The organism is Fortiea contorta PCC 7126 (genome assembly GCF_000332295.1).
In the GTDB taxonomy this organism is placed as follows: domain Bacteria; phylum Cyanobacteriota; class Cyanobacteriia; order Cyanobacteriales; family Nostocaceae; genus Fortiea; species Fortiea contorta.
The window spans coordinates 2,377,108-2,394,641 of record NZ_KB235930.1 but is presented as its reverse complement, the minus strand read 5'-3'; the positions used below and the strand labels follow the sequence as shown (position 1 = coordinate 2,394,641).

Here is a 17,534-nt window from a genome sequence, read left to right as displayed (position 1 = left end):
GGCCGTACTCCGAAACGGAGAAGCAAGCTACGCCCCTACCAAAGCATTATTCTTGATGGTCTGGTTATGCGGCGTTTTGCCGATACCATGCAATTGTATTTTTTAGCCCTTGCTGGAAGCTGACTTGAGCAGTAAAATTGAAAGCCTGCTCTGCCCGTTCGGTGTCCAAGCAACGGCGTGGTTGACCGTTTGGTTTGTCGGTTTCCCAGACGATTTCGCCGTCGAATTCCATCAGTTCGCAAATTAGGGTGATTAAATCGCGGATGGAGATTTCATAACCTGTGCCCAGGTTAACTGGTTCCGAGTCGTTATAGAACTGGGTACCCATGACAATCCCCCTGGCTGCATCTTCTGAATAGAGAAACTCGCGGGTAGGACTACCATCACCCCAAACGGGGAGTTGCTTATCGCCTTTGATTTGGGCTTCGTGAACTTTACGAATTAATGCTGGGATAACGTGAGAACTTCCAGGGTCAAAGTTATCTTCAGGGCCGTATAAGTTCACTGGTAGGAGGTAGATACCATTAAAGCCGTATTGTTGGCGATAGGCTTGCAGTTGCACTAAAAGTGCTTTTTTGGCGATTCCGTAAGGGGCGTTAGTTTCTTCTGGGTAGCCATTCCAAAGGTCGTCTTCTTTGAATGGTACTGGCGTAAATTTGGGGTAAGCGCAAATCGTACCAACACAAACAAATTTTTCTACTCCGGCTTGATGGGCTGCATGGATGAGCTGAGTCCCCATCATCAGGTTGTCGTAGAATAACTCTGCAGGTTTTTCGCGGTTGAGGCCGATACCGCCGACGTGGGCGGCTAGGTGGATGACGATGTTTTGCTGGTCAACAACTCGTTGGTTATTTTCCCAGATTCGCAGATCAAAGTCACGCGATCGCGGTACTGTAATTTTCTGACGATCTGCTCCAGCTTGACACAGTTGCTCGATCACCTGACGACCTAGAAATCCCGCCCCACCTGTAACGAGAATATGTTTATTCTTCAGTTCTAAGGCAGTCATATTTTCATCCTTGGCTGTGTGCATCAGAAGTGGAGAGCGCCTAATTGTTGGCGAACTGTAGCAATGTCATTGAGCACTGGCGCATTATTGACATTTGGTGAAGTATAACCTAATGCTTGCAAGTCTGCTTCTACCATCAAAGCTACAAGTCCTTCAAAGGTGACAGATGGTTTCCAGCCTAACTTCTGCTGGGCTTTGGTGGAGTCGCCAATCAGCAATTCTACTTCAGCGGGACGCAGATAACGTTCGTCAAATTCTACGTAATCTTGCCAATTGAGATTGACATAGCTAAATGCTAGTTCTAAAAACTCCCGCACTGAGTGGGTTTCGCCTGTGGCGATCACATAGTCATCTGGTTGGTCTTTTTGTAACATGAGCCACATTGCCCTGACGTAATCCTTGGCATAGCCCCAATCACGCTTGGCATCAAGATTGCCCATGTACAGTTTATTCTGTTTGCCAGCGACAATTTGAGCGATCGCTCTGGTAATTTTCCGTGTCACGAAGGTTTCACCACGTCTGGGTGATTCATGGTTGAAAAGTATACCATTGCACGCAAATAACCCGTAGGATTCACGGTAGTTGATGGTTTGCCAGTGAGCGTAAACTTTTGCACAAGCATAGGGACTACGGGGATAAAATGGTGTAGTCTCGCTCTGGGGTACTGCTTGTACCAAACCATACATTTCTGAAGAACCCGCTTGATAGAAGCGCACTTGAATTCCAGTGCGCCGCTGGTAATCCCGAATCGCTTCTAATAAGCGCAATGTTCCCATTCCTACCGCATCCACCGTGTATTCTGGTGAATCAAAGCTAACTCGGACGTGAGATTGAGCACCCAAGTTGTAAATTTCTGTTGGCTTGATTTCTTCGATGATGCGGCGCAGCGTTGTCCCATCGGTCAAGTCGCCGTAATGGAGAAACAGCCGCACACCTTGTTTATGAGGATCTTCGTAGACGTGATCAATGCGGTCTGTGTTAAAAGTAGAAGTCCGGCGAATAATACCGTGAACTTCGTAACCTTGCTCTAGCAAAAACTCGCTCAGATATGATCCGTCTTGACCGGTGATACCAGTGATTAACGCTCGCTTTTGTTGCGTCATGCTCAATAATTCCTTGTAGCTTTGATGAAGTAACAGCTATACACTGTTACAAACTAGCAGTTAAGTGCTTGACTGCCTAATGGTAAACCTACTTATATTCTTGAATAACCGGATTCTATCTTAAATAAATTCACTTAAATATAATTAGTTGAATAAATAAGCCAAATTGGCTGAAATATAGAGACTATTGCGGTTTTTACTCAATGTTTTCTTTACTAAAAATTTATATAAATGGGTTGTTTGTTAAGATTGAAACAAATGTTTTGATTCAGAGCTATTGCTCTTTACAGGAAAGCTGAAGAATGAGAACATTAATTATGTAATTATACGTAAATAAATATTTAAATAATGTATTATCTATTTCTTAGATATATACATAAAGAGTCTGTTATCTAGCTCTCAGATGTAGCATTAGTCAGGTAAATAAAGGCATAAACTGGAGCAGTAATATTTATACTCAGCAACTTTTCAACTTTTTGCCTGCTATGTAGGAAGAAATTTGGCACTGAGGGGCATAAACTGCCCCAAAGAATTAACCCTGAGTAGTTGTTCAGTATGCCCCGTTGTTTTTGGGCATAATTACCACATTGACTGTTTTCAAAATTATCCACAAATCGAGCCAAAAGTTTCTAAATTTCACATAGTGTAGATCTATTTGGACTCGTCGAGGATAGGGTATGTCATTACGCCCGGAAACCTGCCATAATCCGGTGATACCCGGTCTTATGGTTAAAATCTGGTCGATATGACAACCATATTTTGGTAGTTCTTCAGCTACTAGCGGTCGGGGGCCGACAACACTCATGTCACCTTTTAACACGTTCCAGAACTGAGGAAATTCATCCAGGCTGGTAATTCGCAAAAACTGCCCAATTTTTGTAATTCGGGGGTCATGCTTGAGCTTAAAACTGCTTTCAAATTCTTGTCGCATTTGCGGTGATGTTTCCATCATTTGCACGAGAATTTCGTCAGCATTGCTCACCATTGTGCGAAATTTAATACAGTTAAAGGGTTTATAATTTTTACCTACCCGTTCTTGGACATAAAAAATCGGGCCTTGTGAGCTGATGGCAATCAGCAAAGCCAAGATTAAGTAAATGGGAAAAAACAGGATCAAAACTGAAAGCGAAAACACAATATCGAAAAGTCGTTTGGCAAACTCTCCGTTCAAGCCTTGAAAAGACAAACCTTTTGGTTGTACCGTACGAGTCTTTTTCTGTTGACCGCGTTTCAATAAAGTACGCGTAGACCCGCTAGCGTCTTGCCGTAGGCCTCGCTTGCCGGAGAGGAGAGAACTCTGGGCAGTCATCATACTCCTTAACAATCCACACCACACATAGTCCCAATCTTAAAGCTAAAAGGAGGTGCTTCTGGGGTTAATTTTCCAAAAGCCTAAAAAACGAGGGTACAAATCCTCGCCATCACTCCCTAGCAGGTCTTTTTTGACTGCACTGGAAAACAAAATCTTGATAGCTTTGTGCAAAGGCTTTTCTGGAAAACTGAGCAGCATGTTGTCTTGCATACTCAGGATTCAACGCATCTGCGTAGATTTCAAATTTTTCTACGGCCTCTACTAAAGCTGCTTCTACTTGCTGGGAAAAAAAGATGCCGGTGCCTGTATCTGGGTGAGAGCGGAGGTCTCGCACTGTTTCTAGTGCACCTCCAGCACCGTAGGCGATTACTGGTGTACCACAAGCTTGGGCTTCGACTAAGGCAATGCCAAAGTCTTCACAAGCCGCATACACAAACGCTTTTGCTTTGGCCATATATTTTTTTACTACATCATCAGGTTGCCATCCAAGTATTTGAATATTAGGACTAGCGATCGCACAAAGATGTTTCATTTCTGAGCCTGTGCCAATTACTACTAAAGGTTTTTGCAGTTGATTAAAAGCTTTGATAATCAAAGATACCTGCTTGTAACTTACCAACCGGGAAACAGTCAGGTAAAAATCCTCTTTTTGGGAAAAAAAAGGAAATGCCTCAACATTTACTGGGGGATAAATCACTTTTGCTTCTCGTCGATAGCAGCGCCAAATCCTTTTAGCTGTGTAATGCGAGTTAGCAATAAAATAATCAACGCGATTCGCACTCAATACATCCCACTGACGCAGACGATGTAGTAGATACCGCGCTATCCACCCCGGAATTCCTCTCCCCATCTGGCTCTGGTTTAGGTAATCAAAGGTTAAATCCCAAGCGTAACGCATGGGGCTATGGCAATAGCAAATATGTAACTGCTCAGGAGTAGTGAGAACTCCTTTTGCTACTGCGTGGGATGAAGACAGAATTACGTCATATTGACGCAAATCCAGCTGTTCAATCGCTAATGGCCACAAAGGCAGGTAATTTTGTATACCATTACGAGCATAGGGAAAACGCTGGAGAAATGTCTTGCCAATCTGACGCTTGTATAAATAACTTTCGGGATTGTTGGATTCAAAGTCGATGAGGGCGTACAAATCAGCATCAATGTGACGCAAAATCTCCCGAACAACTAATTCTGAACCCCCGGTGGCTTTGGGCGTCAGCCACTCATGAACCAGAGCATATTTCAAGGGCACCGCTAATTTTTAATTAGGTAGAAAATAATTAAGGCAAATAGTGAGGTTAACTGAAAAGTTTCCCTGATAACTAGATAATGGGAAGCGCCCCAGATACATTTGCTGACGCGATTTTCCCGAAACTGGTTCCAGGAGGATACTGTAACCTGATAATCTCAAAGGAATTGGGGATGGGAAATTGGGTATTGGACATGGAAAAACACTTTTCCAGCCCCTAACCCCTACCCCTTGATCGGAACTGACGAAGGAAGTGGGAATCTATGCGAATTTTAGTGATGGGTGGTACTCGGTTCATTGGTGTATACCTGACTCAACTGCTCGTGGAACAAGGACATGAGGTGGTACTGTTCAATCGTGGTAATCGTCCCGTACCATCCTTACAGGGAGTAGGACAAATTATAGGCGATCGCACTGACGCTGTTCAGCTAAAAGCGAAGTTATCACAAGAAAATTTTGATGTCGTTTTTGACAATAACGGCAGAGAACTTACTGATACTCAACCACTGGCGGAAATTTTTCAAGGCCGTGTGCAACATTTTGTGTATATGAGTTCGGCGGGGGTATATCTCAAATCGGATCAATTACCTCATGTGGAAGGAGATGCGGTAGATCCCAAAAGTCGCCATCTAGGAAAGCAGGAAACGGAAACCTTTCTTTCCCAATCAGGATTACCGTTTACCTCGATTCGCCCGACTTACATTTATGGGCCGCTGAATTATAACGATTTAGAGAGCTGGTTTTTTGATAGAATAGTCCGCGATCGCCCAATTCCCGTTCCTGGTAATGGTTTACACATCACCCAATTAGGTCATGTCAAAGACTTAGCCAAGGCAATGGTTCAAGTTATCGGTAATTCCCAGGCCGTAGGACAAATTTATAATATTTCGGGCGATCGCTTTGTTACTTTTGATGGTTTAGCCCGTGCTTGTTTACAAGCTGCTGGTAAATCACCAGATGCGGTGAAAATTGTCCATTATGACGCAAAACAATTCGATTTCGGTAAGCGCAAGGCTTTTCCCATGCGGGTACAGCACTTCTTTGCGTCGGTACAGAAGGCAACTACAGAATTAGGTTGGCAACCAGAGTATGATTTAATTTCTGGACTAACTGATTCATTTATTAATGATTATCTGGCAACGGGACGAGATAAAATAGAAATTGATTTTTCTGTAGACGAAGAAATTTTAAAATCAGCGTGAATGCAGAGCTAAGTTGGCAATCTCCAAGGTCAGGGTCATCAGTTGTGCTCAGATAACGTTAGAGTCATGAGTTGTCAATAAAATTTTTCTTCACTATTATCGATTAAATAGAAAATGCTCAACCAATAAATCTCTGAATTATTGATGTAATCAGAGGAATATTTAGCATGAGCAATAAATATTAACCAAGGATTTTGAAGAAAGATGTTGACAATATTAGTGACTGGCGGAGCCGGATTCATCGGTGCTAACTTTATTATTCTAGCTCGACAAAAAAAATGGGCTAAGGTGATTAATTTAGATAAACTGACTTACGCCAGTAACCTACAAACCTTAGCAGAACTGCAAAATGATCCTGACTATAATTTTGTGCAAGGAGATATCAACAATGCAGAATTAGTCAATTACTTACTCAAACAATATCAACCAGATGCAATTATCAATTTTGCAGCAGAAAGTCATGTTGATCGTTCCATATTTAGCCCTCGTGACTTTATTGAAACAAATGTAGTGGGAACTTTTCAGTTATTAGAAGCTAGTCGGCTTTATTGGCAACAATTATCTCTACAAAAACAGCAAAAGTTTCGCTTTTTACATGTATCTACAGATGAAGTATACGGTTCACTCACTCCTCAAGAACCAGCTTTTAGAGAAGATACACCATACGCTCCTAATAGTCCTTATGCAGCTTCTAAAGCAGCATCTGATCATTTTGTCCGCGTCTACAATCATACCTATGGATTGCCAACTTTAACCACAAATTGCTCCAACAATTACGGGCCTCGTCAGTTTCCCGAAAAACTTATTCCTTTAACTATTCTCAATGCTTTAGATGGTAAACCATTACCTATATATGGTGATGGTCAAAATATCCGCGATTGGCTTTATGTCACGGATCATTGTGAGGCTATATATTTAGTTCTTCAACAAGGAAAAATTGCAGAAACTTACAATATTGGCGGATTGAATGAACAAGCTAACTTGACTGTTGTGGAAAATATTTGTGCAATTCTTGACGATTTAGCGCCTAAATCTGATTATCGCCATTCATCTTTAATCACTTTTGTCAAAGACCGTCCTGGTCACGACAAACGATATGCAATCGACTGTAGTAAGATTAACAGAGATTTAGGTTGGCAACCTCAAGAAAACTTTGATAGCGGTTTATTCAAAACAGTCCAATGGTATCTTAGTAACTCAGAATGGGTGAATCAAGTACGTTCTGGATCTTATCAAACTTGGTTGCAAAAAAATTATGATCATCGCCAAGTTTAAGACTATAGCTAATAGTAATTTTGTTGTTGTGACGAGTGACGTAACATGAAAGGTATTATCTTAGCTGGTGGTTCTGGTACACGTCTTTATCCCATAACCTATGCAATTAGTAAGCAATTGATGCCTGTTTATGATAAGCCGATGATTTATTATCCCTTATCTGTGTTAATGTTGGCAGGTATTCGAGAGATTTTGATTATTTCAACTCCTAAAGATTTGCCATTTTTTCAACACTTGTTAAGCGATGGTAATCAGTGGGGTTTGCAGTTTAGTTATGTTGAGCAACCCCAGCCAGACGGTTTAGCACAGGCTTTTATTTTGGGTAAAGATTTTATTGCCAACGAGCCAGTTTGTTTAATTTTAGGTGACAATATTTTCTATGGGCATGGTTTCACAGAAGTTTTAACAAAAGCCGCAACTCTGAAAACAGGTGGATTGGTTTTTGGTTATCAGGTCAAAGAACCTCAGCAGTATGGAGTAATCGAATTTGACCAAAATCAGCAAGCGATTAGTATTGAGGAAAAACCTCTAATTCCTAAATCTAAATATGCTGTTCCTGGTATTTATTTTTATGATTATCAAGTAGCAGAAATAGCTGCTAGTCTAAAACCTTCCGCTCGCAATGAACTAGAAATTACAGATTTGAATTTAGCGTATTTGCAGCAAGGTCAATTGCGAGTAGAATTATTAGGACGAGGATATGCTTGGTTAGATACTGGTACTCATGAATCGTTGCATCAAGCCAGTAATTTTATCCAAACCCTAGAAGAGAGACAAGGACTAAAAATAGCTTGTGTTGAAGAAATTGCTTACACTCAAGGGTATATAGATGCAGAGCAACTGCGTTGTTTAACTGAACCTATGGCTAAGAGTAGTTATGGTCGCTATTTGATGGCAATTTTAGAGAATGAACATCATACCATAACTAGCAAACAGCACAAAGTATATCCCCATAGCACAGCAATTTTGACAATTAATTGAGATTCAAAAAATGCAGGTAATACAGACGAAAATTCATAATTTGCTCGTAATTGAACCACAAATTTTTGGTGACGATCGTGGTTTTTTTTATGAAAGTTATAACGAGAAAAAGTTTTTAGAAAAGGTAGGTATTAATCAACATTTTGTCCAGGACAATCATTCGCGTTCTGCTCACAATGTTTTGCGGGGTTTACATTATCAAATCCAGCAACCCCAAGGAAAACTGGTGAGAGTTGCGGTAGGTTCAATATTTGATGTCGCTGTAGATTTGAGAAAGAGTTCTCCGACTTTTTGTCAGTGGGAAGGGATGTATTTGACAGCCGAAAATCAACGCCAGTTTTGGATACCACCGGGTTTTGCTCATGGTTTTGTGGTACTTTCAGAAGCTACTGAAGTTTTATATAAAACGACAGATTACTATGCACCCCAGTATGAGCGTACCATTTTGTGGAATGATCCAGATTTAGCGATCGCTTGGCCGATGACAGAAGACCCAATTTTGTCTGCGAAAGATAAAGCCGGTCAATTGCTAAAGAACGCAGAGGTGTTTGCATGAAAATCTTACTAACAGGTGTCACTGGACAGGTAGGCTGGGAATTACAACGCACCTTAATGACGGTGGGTGAAGTTATTGCTGTAAAACGTCACCAAATGGATTTAGCCGAACCAGACACCATTTTTTCGATAATTGCAGAAATAAAACCAAACTTAATTATCAACGCAGCGGCTTATACAGCGGTAGACCGAGCAGAATCAGAGCCTGAATTGGCTATGTTAATTAACGGTGTGGCTGTAGGTGCGATCGCTCAAGCAGCAGCAAGGGTCGGTGCAGCCATGATCCATTATTCCACAGATTATGTATTTAATGGTGCAAAAGCCACTGCATATACTGAATTAGACCAACCAAACCCCCAGAATATCTATGGTAAAACCAAACTAGCTGGTGAACAAGCGATCATATCTGTTGGTGTACCTTATTTAATTTTACGCACCAGTTGGGTTTATGGACTGCGGGGTAAAAATTTTTTATTGACAATGTTAAAACTAGCTCAAGAACGAGAAGAAATTAGAGTTGTAGATGATCAAATTGGCGCCCCAACTTGGAGCCGAATGATTGCAGAAATCACTGCTCAAATTTTGTTCCAATCTCCACAGAATGTGACTGATTTTATAGCCAATAAAAGCGGGATTTATCATCTCACAGCTAGTGGACAAACTAGCTGGTATGAATTCGCCAAAGCAATTTTGGTAGATGATATTAAATCAAGTCGCAAATTGCAAAGATTGCTAGCGATTACCACAGCAGAGTATCCCACAGCCGCCAGTAGACCAGCTAATTCTTTATTAGAGAATAAGAAATTGTCTCATACATTTGGATTATTTTTGCCAGATTGGGAAAAGATTTTAGATTTGGTAATAACTAATAATTATTAGCAGATTTGCAGTTTTTGCGAGGACGTTAAAAGCTTGGCTCTACCAATCACTAACTCTCAATATTTTGTGTCGAACTAGCTGATAAGCGTAACCAGAAGAGTGAGCAAGTGGCATTATTAATAATGTAACTCCACATAAAAACCAGCGACTGAGAAATGAGGGAATTTTATCCTTATCACCTCGCCAAATTTCTGCAACAAAGTCTTTGTTAAATTTAGCAGTTATACGCCAACTTTCCAGAAAAGGTAATAAAATCCCACACAAAACTAATATTTCCATCGGTAATCCTAACTGAGGAAATAGTAAGTCAACAAACAATATTAAAGTTGTGATAGATATTACTAAAAACGGTATCATTCCCCGCATCTGTAACTTAATTGAATGCTTGGTAGTTGTTCGGTAGCGACCACCACCGTATTTAAAATATTGAATCCATAGAGATTTCCAAGTTTTTCTGGGATAATACCAAACATGAATTTTGGAACTAATATATATCGCTTGGGAATTATCTTTAATTAATCGTTGATTCAATTCTGCATCTTCATTAGGAGTTGCTTCCACACAATATCCAGAAACTTCTAATAAAGATTTTCTCCAAAAACATCCTAAATACACAGTTTCAGCATATCCGTCATAATCAACATCTCGATATTTAGCGCCACCACTACCTAAAATACTTTTGGAACTTAAAGCTATTCCGGCTTGAAAAGGTGTTTTAGCTGCAAAACGTTGCGCTCCACCAACATTTACAGCTTTGGATTCTAATAATGCTTCTATACATTTTTCAATATAGTCAGGCGCATAATCTGAATGTGCGTCTGCTCTGAGAAAAACCTCACCTTTGCATTCATGTAAAATTAAATTCAGACCAGCAGATTGAATTTTGAGGGGATTGTGTATGAGTTGAACACGAGAGTCTTCTACAGATAGTTTCTGGACAATCTCTTGAGTATCATCAGTACTTCCACCATCAGCCACAATTATTTCAATTAAATTAGGATATTCAGTTGAGAGAAATCCTTTGATTAATTTTTTTATATGGCTTGCTTCATTGTATGTAGGAATAGCTAGTGATATAGTAGGCAAAGTTGCGTTATGCATTTTAATTTATTATTTTTGATTTCCTCTTACTGCCTTCATTAAATTAAAACTTTCTCCAAAGATTTTTATAAAACATCAAGCAATTTTTGTGCAAGATAACTTTCAGAATGATTTTCTTGAAAGTATTTTAAGGACTGGTAATAACGAGATTCATATTCATTGACATTCATCATAAATATCTCATCTACGAGTTTTAATATAGATTTTTCGTCATTAAAATCAATCACAAAAACAAATTGTAACTCTTTTAAATGAGAAAATGCAGGTATATCATTGACAATTAATAATTTCCCATAACTCAATGCTTCAGCTATTACACCACTCTGAGTAGAAAAGCTGTAGGGAATTACAACAAAGTGCGTTAAGCCAAGCAAAAACTTTTTAGCACTAGCAGACATGTATCCAGGAAATCTAATTATTAGCTCATCATCATAATTTACGTGTATATTACTATCGCGTCCAGCACGAATAAATTGAGACTTGTCAGCGTAAACTTTGTTGAGCATATCTGCAAAAGATAAGAAACCTTGAGGATTTTTATCTTGAGAAGATGTACCTAATAAAGAAAAAGTTTTCAGATTTTCCCAATCAAATTTCAAGCGTGATAAATTTTTTTCCAGTTCTTGTTTAGGAACGGACGCAAATGTTAAATTTACTTGGTAAAGCTTATGGCTGGCGATAAAAGTTTTAGCTTTCAGTAAAGCTTCATCGCTGGGAAGAAAAATTTTATCTGCTAAATAACCAATTAATAAATGATAGTAATAAACAATATATGCTTTTACTGGATTAATTCTTCCTTTCTCATAACGTGGTTCATGCATGAGATAGTACACTTGTAAATCTTTATTAAAAATTTTACTAAAAATTCTCAAAATTATATTTAAAACTAGATATTTAAATTGAATTGCAAATAAAAACAATGACATCTTGTCGCTAGACGGCAAATTTATCATCATAACAATAAGCTTGAAAAAATTTACATTATCAAGATGATGAATAACATTTATACATTCATTATTATTGCTATTACCATTTGATTTTAGTGCTATATCAAATGATTCAGCGCAATGATTTAAATTAGGGTTTTTAGGAAAACAAATATATTTTATGTGCATATGAAATACTTAATATCAATTTCAACTATTTACAATTGTTTAGAAAATCATAGTTCTAGTGATTGATGGATGATTATAAACAAAAAATGAATAGCAATACATGAGAGTAATGGAAAGCAATGTAATTCTTTTAATTATGCGTCTATTATCTAAGGAATTGCTGGAAATTAACGATGCAAAAACAATAATTAAAAGAAAATTTAAATAATATTCAAGACGTAAAGAAATAACAGGAGCATAAGAGTAGAATAAACATGCGATGAATAGCATAATACAAGATTTGAAAAGTAAACTAAAATTATTACTTTCTATGTTAGGCAATATTTTTTTCAATAACATTAATGAAAATAAAACTACTGCATCAATTACTAACTTTATATATAAAATATCTCTACCTTCAGCATATGCACCTTCATATCCACCATAAATTTCATTAGAACTCAAGAAAAGAAATTGACCTATAAATAGAATAAATATAGAGAATAATAAAAATGATATTAAAAACAATGGCTGAGACAATCTTTTGACTTGAAAACTCTCAGCAAGTCCTAAGCTTATTAACAAGTATATACTTGATAAGTGAGAAAATATCTGAGCGATTGCAAGTAGAAATAAATACCATACTTTGAAAGACTTTGATCTGTTTTTTTTACTAGAGTCAAAGCATGATGTCGCCAAATGAAGAATATTAATAAAAATCGCAACAGCTAGTCCCTGTCTTAAAAAGTTTCCAGTCAACAACACACCCGTGTTTGTGAACACTAAAAATGATATTGTCAGTAAAAGTGAATTGGGGTTAAAACTCGTGAAGTATAAAACTCCGAAAAAAATGATACTCACTAATACAAGCTGAGTCAAAATCATTGCTAGGATGTCATTACCTACTATACTCAAGAAAAACTTAATTATTAATTGTAATAGTATATCTATTTTAGGAAAATTATCACTCCATAATTCTCCTATAGATAAATTTTTTGCTTGGTCATGAAAAATATATGGGTCTAAAGTTATGTCGTCATATATGTTTCTCGAACCAAGAAAAACGCCCCAACCACAATAAGAAATAAATAGTATTTGCAGAATTTCTCGACGAGAAAAATTAATATAATTAATTAGATAATATAAAAATAAAATAGTTATAAAGTATACACTGGGAAAAAATTTGACGATTTCTTCTGTCATATTGAATTTAATTTATCTTGATACAAGATGGTTATTTCGATTAGTATATTAAACTTTAGACTTAGCTAATGTTATCAAAAGATTTTGTTTTTGTGTTTTTAAAAACCAGGCTATTAAAATTAATGTTTCAATCGCCAGAAGTATAATGTTTATATATAAATAATTAGATGTTAACAAACAAGTTAATATAGAGACTAAAAACCATAACAAGGGTAAAGCTAAACATTGTAACCAAAACCATTTTGAAAAATTTAATTGTTTCATAGCTAAATAAAGCATGATCCATGTAGCGAGAAAACCTAAATTACCTACCACTGCACCCAATAATCCAAAACTAGTAGCTCCAAAAGTAATTAATAGTAATGCCAAAAAACTACTTGTTAATTGAAGTAGCATTGCTAAATTTATGGCTAAACTCAAAAGAACGTAAAATCCTACTGCATTTAGGGCAGCAAGACCATAAATGATGACAGCGATTTTAAATGCATAAATACTAACATTACTTGATGCATTTTTAAGTAAAAATTCTATAACAAACGGCGCTAAGGTAAACAACCAAGCTGCGGAAATTAAGGCAATTATTGCATTTAAATGAAAAGTTTGTTTAATTTGTTGTTTAAGTTTTACTTTACCTGTATCTGTGTCTGATAATGGATTGCTGAGTAATGGAACAATAGGCTGAACTGGTAGAGCTGCAAAATTATTCATTGCTGATGTTGCATCAGTAATTGCTGCGTAAATACCTAAATTTTCCGAACCTAGTACTGAGGCAACAATTAGTCTATCACCTCTGCCAAAAGAAACGCTGCCTAAGCAAATTAACCAACTGACAAAACTATGTTGTAGAATATCAGCAGCTTTTTTAGCTTCCCAAATAAGTTGTAGATTTAAACCTTTAACTAGCTTTTTAACAGTCCAAAGATGGCTCAACAAAATTATGACACATGTAACTACTTGCCACTGCATCAGTTCAATTGTTCGTCCACCCATCCAAGCAACAATAAATAGTCCTAAACTTAGCAATACATTCTGTAGAGTATTTATCAGGTTAAGTTCCCCGTATTTTTGGTAAGCTTGCTCAATTCCCATCAAAACTTGCTGCATTAACCTAGACCAAATTACTAACCCTCCAATTTGGAAAGCTTGTATAACCATTGCTTTTTGGTCAACTTCAAGTTGCGGAAACAACAGGATAATTGATTCAGCACTAAACCAGAGTGCAATCATTGCTAATGAGGCAATTAAGAAAGTACCTCCAGCAATAACTGTTAATGTTTTAGATAAACCTGACTCTGAATTGTCTTGCGTTAGGTCTTGTGAACCAAAGACTGTTGTCGTTACTGAAATACCGTTACCAGATAAAGCAATTAAGTCTACCACTGCAGAAGCTAACGCCCATAAGCCATATTCCTTAATTCCAAGTAGGCGAATTAGTGCAGGAATTGTTAATAAAGCTAGTCCAATGCGTGCGGCTCCTGCTATAGCGTTATAAAAACTGTTTTTTAACAGCTTGTTTCCCATCTAGACCGCCACGATGCTAGCTAAACAATTCCTAGTAGTCCTTTGTTTATAGTTCATCCAAATTCTCTCTAAAATTTGTTGTTTTTCTCGGTAATCTTAATCATCTGTTGACTGATTCAATATTGCTAAATAATTTATTCATGACAAAGTTGACTGAGTAGAATTATCTAAATATAAAAAAGCATCAAGAAACACCAATTTTAGGCAGCTTCATATCACCCTTGCCATTCTTTTCAAATTCCTTAGCTCCGTAATAACCTTTGGTGTAATAGCCACCACGACTAGTACCCGCAGTCACACCATTGACCACCATACCCAAGACTCGCTGCTCAGACTGTTCCAACAACGCTTTAGCAGCACCAGCAGCGGCCGATTCAACGACACCAGGACGCACAACTAACAACAATCCATCAACCAACTTACCTAATATTTGTGCGTCAGCAACTGCAGTCAGAGGTGGGGCGTCAATAATCACAAAATCATATTCTCCTGTGGCCTCCTTAATCAAAGTAGTTAACCGCTGAGAATCAAGCAGTGCGGCTGGATTTGGTGGAATTGTCCCCGCTGTGAGCAAATCCATCGCCATTAACGCTTCTTTGGTAGAGCTTTGCAACTCAGCTTGATTGACTAAAACATTACTCAGCCCAATCAGGTTAGATTGTTCCCAAATTTTATGCTGACGGGGGCGACGCATATCTGCATCTATTAACAGGACTCGGCGTCCCATTTGAGTTGCGGCTACTGCGAGGTTAGCGGCTACAAAAGATTTACCTTCACCGGGAATGGAACTACTGAGCACAATCACTTTCAGCTTCCTGTCAGAGACGCAGAAATTCAAATTCGTCTGCAGCATCTCGAAAGCTGCTGATTCTGGTGAATAAGGATTGTTAAGTACAGGTAATTCTGGACTTCCTTCGTGTTCATTTTCCTTGGACTTTTCAGCTAGGGGAATTGTACCCAAAACTGGATAACCCAATAATCGCTTGACTTCCTCCACATTTTTGAGGGAATTATCCATAGATTCCAATAATAATGCTGTTCCCAGACCCAGCAAGATTCCCAAAAATCCGCCCAGAGCTAGGTTTAATGCAATGATAGGAGAGACTTGTTTATCAGGAACTAAACCTTGAGAAATTACTCGCGCGTTACCGACATTTTGGTTTTCTAGTACCTGTACTTCTTGTAATTGCTTTAATAATTGTTCATAAGTCACTCGTGCTACCTGCAATTGTCGCTGTAGCTGTAGCTGTTGTTGTTCGAGTCTGGGTAAACTGTACAGTCGTTTTTGGTTAAATGTAAACGTTTGTTGCAGTTGTATAACTTGTTTGGCTAAAGCTAACCGTTCTACCTCTGCTTTGACTAAATCTGTAGTCAGAGTCTGTTTGAGTTCGCCAATTTGCAAATTTGCTTCCGGGACATATTCAGATTTACCTAGAGTTTGCGTCACCCGACCTTCTAGTTGGTTTTTGAGAGCGGCTGCTTTTTCTACCAGATTCACAATTGTGGGATTATCTTCTGTGTACCGAGTTTTAGCTACAGCTATTTCATCTTGAACCTTTTGATATTGGGTCAATACTTGTTGCACTCCAGGCGATTGACTTAAATTGCTCAGTGCTACGGCTTGCTTGGTGTTCAATTCCATTTGATTTTGCAAAGCAGCGGAACGAGCGCTAGCACTCACTAGTTCTGCTTGAGCTCTCGCTATGGCTTCGGCTAAATCTTTGAGTCCTTCTACGCCGACTTTTGCTTCTATATCCAGAGCTATGACTTTATTTCTTTCTTTAAACAGACGCAAAGCCATCTCTGCTTTGACAACTCGGTTTTCAACTTTAGGTAATTCCTTGCTTAAAAATTCTCGTGCGGCTATGGCTTCTGCTCGGTTGGTACGCACGTTACTTTCTAAATAATATTTCATCAGCGTATTAATCACCGTCGCTGCTTCCTCCGGATTGGTGCTGCGGTAGGAAAGCTGCATCACATCGGTTCCCCGGATGGTTTTCAGTTTTAATATTTTGAGAAACTTTTCCATTGTGAGGCGATCGCCCCTGTTATCTTTAAGATCTAAACTAGTAATAGTTTTGCTGATAATTGGGTAGGAACGGATAACTTCAGCTTCCGTATCCACCGGGTTACTGAGGTTGGTTAGACCTCCCAATTCTCCCACCTTGGCTGAGATACCTGTCAGTGATGAAACACCATTTTGCTTATTAAACAGTAGCTTGGCTTGTGATTCATAAACTGGTTGTTGCAAAAAGGTAGCCAGGGCCGTCAATCCAAACACAGAGCCGATTACAACCGATGTCGCTAGCCAGCGTCTTTTGAGGATTGTCCAGTACTGCTTGAAATCAATCGCGTCTGGGTGTTCTTGCTTAGTAGGCATAAATATTGTAGTCTTCACCAAAAAAGTTTATGTATAGCAGGGAACAGGGAACAGGGAACACTTCGAGTGAGCTTCAGTGCATCGCAGGGAATAGGGTTGAAAGTCTCTTGGTGTAAGCGTCTTATCTTTAGCTCATGTCCTAACCTATGTGGCTACAGCTATAGGTGTTGTATATCTTTAATACAGTCACAATCCTATAAAAATTAACCGTGGATAGTGAGCTTTGGTATCAATCCGCAGCATAACCCCCTGATTTTCCGACCATTCTATACCACTTTTTATTTTTTGTTCATCTAAAATTCAAGATTTTCCGGAACTTTCTATACATTCAACCGAAAAAATCTTACTAATATATTCTGGAATTTTTGTAATAAATATTACTGAAATCAGAGAATATTTATCTTTGCTAAACTCAATAGAACCTTGCCTACTTAGTTCATTAATATTCACTGTACATTATTTTATTTAAAGTAATATTTAACTATATTTAATTGAACAAAGTGCGTATATTTTACTAAAAACCGCCACTTACAGCCATAGATATCAGAAAAACAAGTTACAGAAGTTACTTTTTATAAAAACTTTATTATAATTTTTTGTAGCAAATCGGACTAGCAAGATAACAGGACTCACTGAAATAATTTGAAAAACAGCTAAAGAGTTTTGCTAT

The 17,534-nt window shown here is 38.2% G+C and carries 14 protein-coding genes; 5 read left to right on the top strand and 9 right to left on the bottom strand.

Features of this window, described 5'->3' with window-relative positions:
• Nucleotides 1-64: 64 nt before the first annotated feature.
• From MIC7126_RS0110990 to MIC7126_RS0110975, 4 genes are all read right to left on the bottom strand, one after another.
• Complete coding sequence (locus MIC7126_RS0110990; protein ID WP_026100175.1) at nucleotides 65-1,009, bottom strand: GDP-L-fucose synthase family protein; 945 nt, start codon at nucleotides 1,007-1,009, stop codon at nucleotides 65-67.
• Between the two features lie 23 nt (nucleotides 1,010-1,032).
• Nucleotides 1,033-2,112 carry a GDP-mannose 4,6-dehydratase gene (gene gmd / locus MIC7126_RS0110985; RefSeq protein WP_017653192.1) on the bottom strand — a complete coding sequence of 360 codons (1,080 nt, stop codon included), beginning with the start codon at nucleotides 2,110-2,112 and terminating at the stop codon, nucleotides 1,033-1,035.
• 550 nt (nucleotides 2,113-2,662) lie between these two features.
• Nucleotides 2,663-3,421: an undecaprenyl-phosphate galactose phosphotransferase family protein gene (locus tag MIC7126_RS0110980; RefSeq protein ID WP_017653191.1), complete on the bottom strand. Its 759-nt coding sequence runs from the start codon at nucleotides 3,419-3,421 to the stop codon at nucleotides 2,663-2,665.
• A gap of 112 nt (nucleotides 3,422-3,533) precedes the next feature.
• Complete coding sequence (locus MIC7126_RS0110975) at nucleotides 3,534-4,676, bottom strand: glycosyltransferase (protein WP_017653190.1); 1,143 nt, start codon at nucleotides 4,674-4,676, stop codon at nucleotides 3,534-3,536.
• A 260-nt stretch (nucleotides 4,677-4,936) separates the two neighbouring features.
• On the opposite strand from MIC7126_RS0110975, the gene MIC7126_RS0110970 reads away from it, so the two are divergent.
• From MIC7126_RS0110970 to rfbD, 5 genes are all read left to right on the top strand, one after another.
• Entirely contained in the window at nucleotides 4,937-5,875 is a 939-nt protein-coding gene (locus tag MIC7126_RS0110970) for an NAD-dependent epimerase/dehydratase family protein (protein ID WP_017653189.1), read from the top strand.
• Nucleotides 5,876-6,079: 204 nt separating this feature from the next.
• The gene (rfbB, locus tag MIC7126_RS0110965) at nucleotides 6,080-7,150 is read left to right on the top strand and encodes a dTDP-glucose 4,6-dehydratase (RefSeq protein ID WP_017653188.1); all 1,071 of its coding nucleotides are present in this window, start codon (nucleotides 6,080-6,082) and stop codon (nucleotides 7,148-7,150) included.
• A 45-nt stretch (nucleotides 7,151-7,195) separates the two neighbouring features.
• Nucleotides 7,196-8,131 carry a glucose-1-phosphate thymidylyltransferase RfbA gene (gene rfbA / locus MIC7126_RS0110960; RefSeq protein ID WP_017653187.1) on the top strand — a complete coding sequence of 312 codons (936 nt, stop codon included), beginning with the start codon at nucleotides 7,196-7,198 and terminating at the stop codon, nucleotides 8,129-8,131.
• Nucleotides 8,132-8,141: 10 nt separating this feature from the next.
• Nucleotides 8,142-8,687 (top strand): dTDP-4-dehydrorhamnose 3,5-epimerase, encoded by a 546-nt coding sequence (gene rfbC, locus MIC7126_RS0110955; protein ID WP_017653186.1) that lies wholly within the window; start codon nucleotides 8,142-8,144, stop codon nucleotides 8,685-8,687.
• Nucleotides 8,684-9,565: a dTDP-4-dehydrorhamnose reductase gene (gene rfbD, locus MIC7126_RS0110950; protein WP_017653185.1), complete on the top strand. Its 882-nt coding sequence runs from the start codon at nucleotides 8,684-8,686 to the stop codon at nucleotides 9,563-9,565. Before rfbC ends, rfbD begins: the two co-directional genes overlap by 4 nt.
• 39 nt (nucleotides 9,566-9,604) lie before the next feature.
• Here rfbD and MIC7126_RS0110945 read toward each other — a convergent pair whose 3' ends face one another.
• From MIC7126_RS0110945 to MIC7126_RS0110925, 5 genes are all read right to left on the bottom strand, one after another.
• Nucleotides 9,605-10,666 (bottom strand): glycosyltransferase family 2 protein, encoded by a 1,062-nt coding sequence (locus tag MIC7126_RS0110945; RefSeq protein ID WP_017653184.1) that lies wholly within the window; start codon nucleotides 10,664-10,666, stop codon nucleotides 9,605-9,607.
• Nucleotides 10,667-10,731: 65 nt separating this feature from the next.
• Nucleotides 10,732-11,781: a glycosyltransferase gene (locus MIC7126_RS0110940; protein WP_154655874.1), complete on the bottom strand. Its 1,050-nt coding sequence runs from the start codon at nucleotides 11,779-11,781 to the stop codon at nucleotides 10,732-10,734.
• Between the two features lie 39 nt (nucleotides 11,782-11,820).
• The gene (locus MIC7126_RS0110935) at nucleotides 11,821-12,963 is read right to left on the bottom strand and encodes an EpsG family protein (protein WP_017653182.1); all 1,143 of its coding nucleotides are present in this window, start codon (nucleotides 12,961-12,963) and stop codon (nucleotides 11,821-11,823) included.
• Between the two features lie 48 nt (nucleotides 12,964-13,011).
• Nucleotides 13,012-14,484: an oligosaccharide flippase family protein gene (locus tag MIC7126_RS27455; RefSeq protein WP_017653181.1), complete on the bottom strand. Its 1,473-nt coding sequence runs from the start codon at nucleotides 14,482-14,484 to the stop codon at nucleotides 13,012-13,014.
• A 184-nt stretch (nucleotides 14,485-14,668) separates the two neighbouring features.
• Nucleotides 14,669-16,864, bottom strand: a complete 2,196-nt coding sequence (locus tag MIC7126_RS0110925) for a GumC family protein (protein ID WP_017653180.1) — start codon at nucleotides 16,862-16,864, stop codon at nucleotides 14,669-14,671.
• Nucleotides 16,865-17,534 lie beyond the last annotated feature (670 nt).

Coding starts and splice junctions, on each gene's coding strand:
- MIC7126_RS0110990 (WP_026100175.1), bottom strand. CDS start 1,009: ATGACTGCCTTAGAACTGAAGAATAAACATATTCTCGTTACAGGTGGG.
- gmd (WP_017653192.1), bottom strand. CDS start 2,112: ATGACGCAACAAAAGCGAGCGTTAATCACTGGTATCACCGGTCAAGAC.
- MIC7126_RS0110980 (WP_017653191.1), bottom strand. CDS start 3,421: ATGACTGCCCAGAGTTCTCTCCTCTCCGGCAAGCGAGGCCTACGGCAA.
- MIC7126_RS0110970 (WP_017653189.1), top strand. CDS start 4,937: ATGCGAATTTTAGTGATGGGTGGTACTCGGTTCATTGGTGTATACCTG.
- rfbB (WP_017653188.1), top strand. CDS start 6,080: ATGTTGACAATATTAGTGACTGGCGGAGCCGGATTCATCGGTGCTAAC.
- rfbA (WP_017653187.1), top strand. CDS start 7,196: ATGAAAGGTATTATCTTAGCTGGTGGTTCTGGTACACGTCTTTATCCC.
- rfbC (WP_017653186.1), top strand. CDS start 8,142: ATGCAGGTAATACAGACGAAAATTCATAATTTGCTCGTAATTGAACCA.
- rfbD (WP_017653185.1), top strand. CDS start 8,684: ATGAAAATCTTACTAACAGGTGTCACTGGACAGGTAGGCTGGGAATTA.
- MIC7126_RS0110945 (WP_017653184.1), bottom strand. CDS start 10,666: ATGCATAACGCAACTTTGCCTACTATATCACTAGCTATTCCTACATAC.
- MIC7126_RS0110940 (WP_154655874.1), bottom strand. CDS start 11,781: ATGCACATAAAATATATTTGTTTTCCTAAAAACCCTAATTTAAATCAT.
- MIC7126_RS0110935 (WP_017653182.1), bottom strand. CDS start 12,963: ATGACAGAAGAAATCGTCAAATTTTTTCCCAGTGTATACTTTATAACT.
- MIC7126_RS27455 (WP_017653181.1), bottom strand. CDS start 14,484: ATGGGAAACAAGCTGTTAAAAAACAGTTTTTATAACGCTATAGCAGGA.
- MIC7126_RS0110925 (WP_017653180.1), bottom strand. CDS start 16,864: ATGCCTACTAAGCAAGAACACCCAGACGCGATTGATTTCAAGCAGTAC.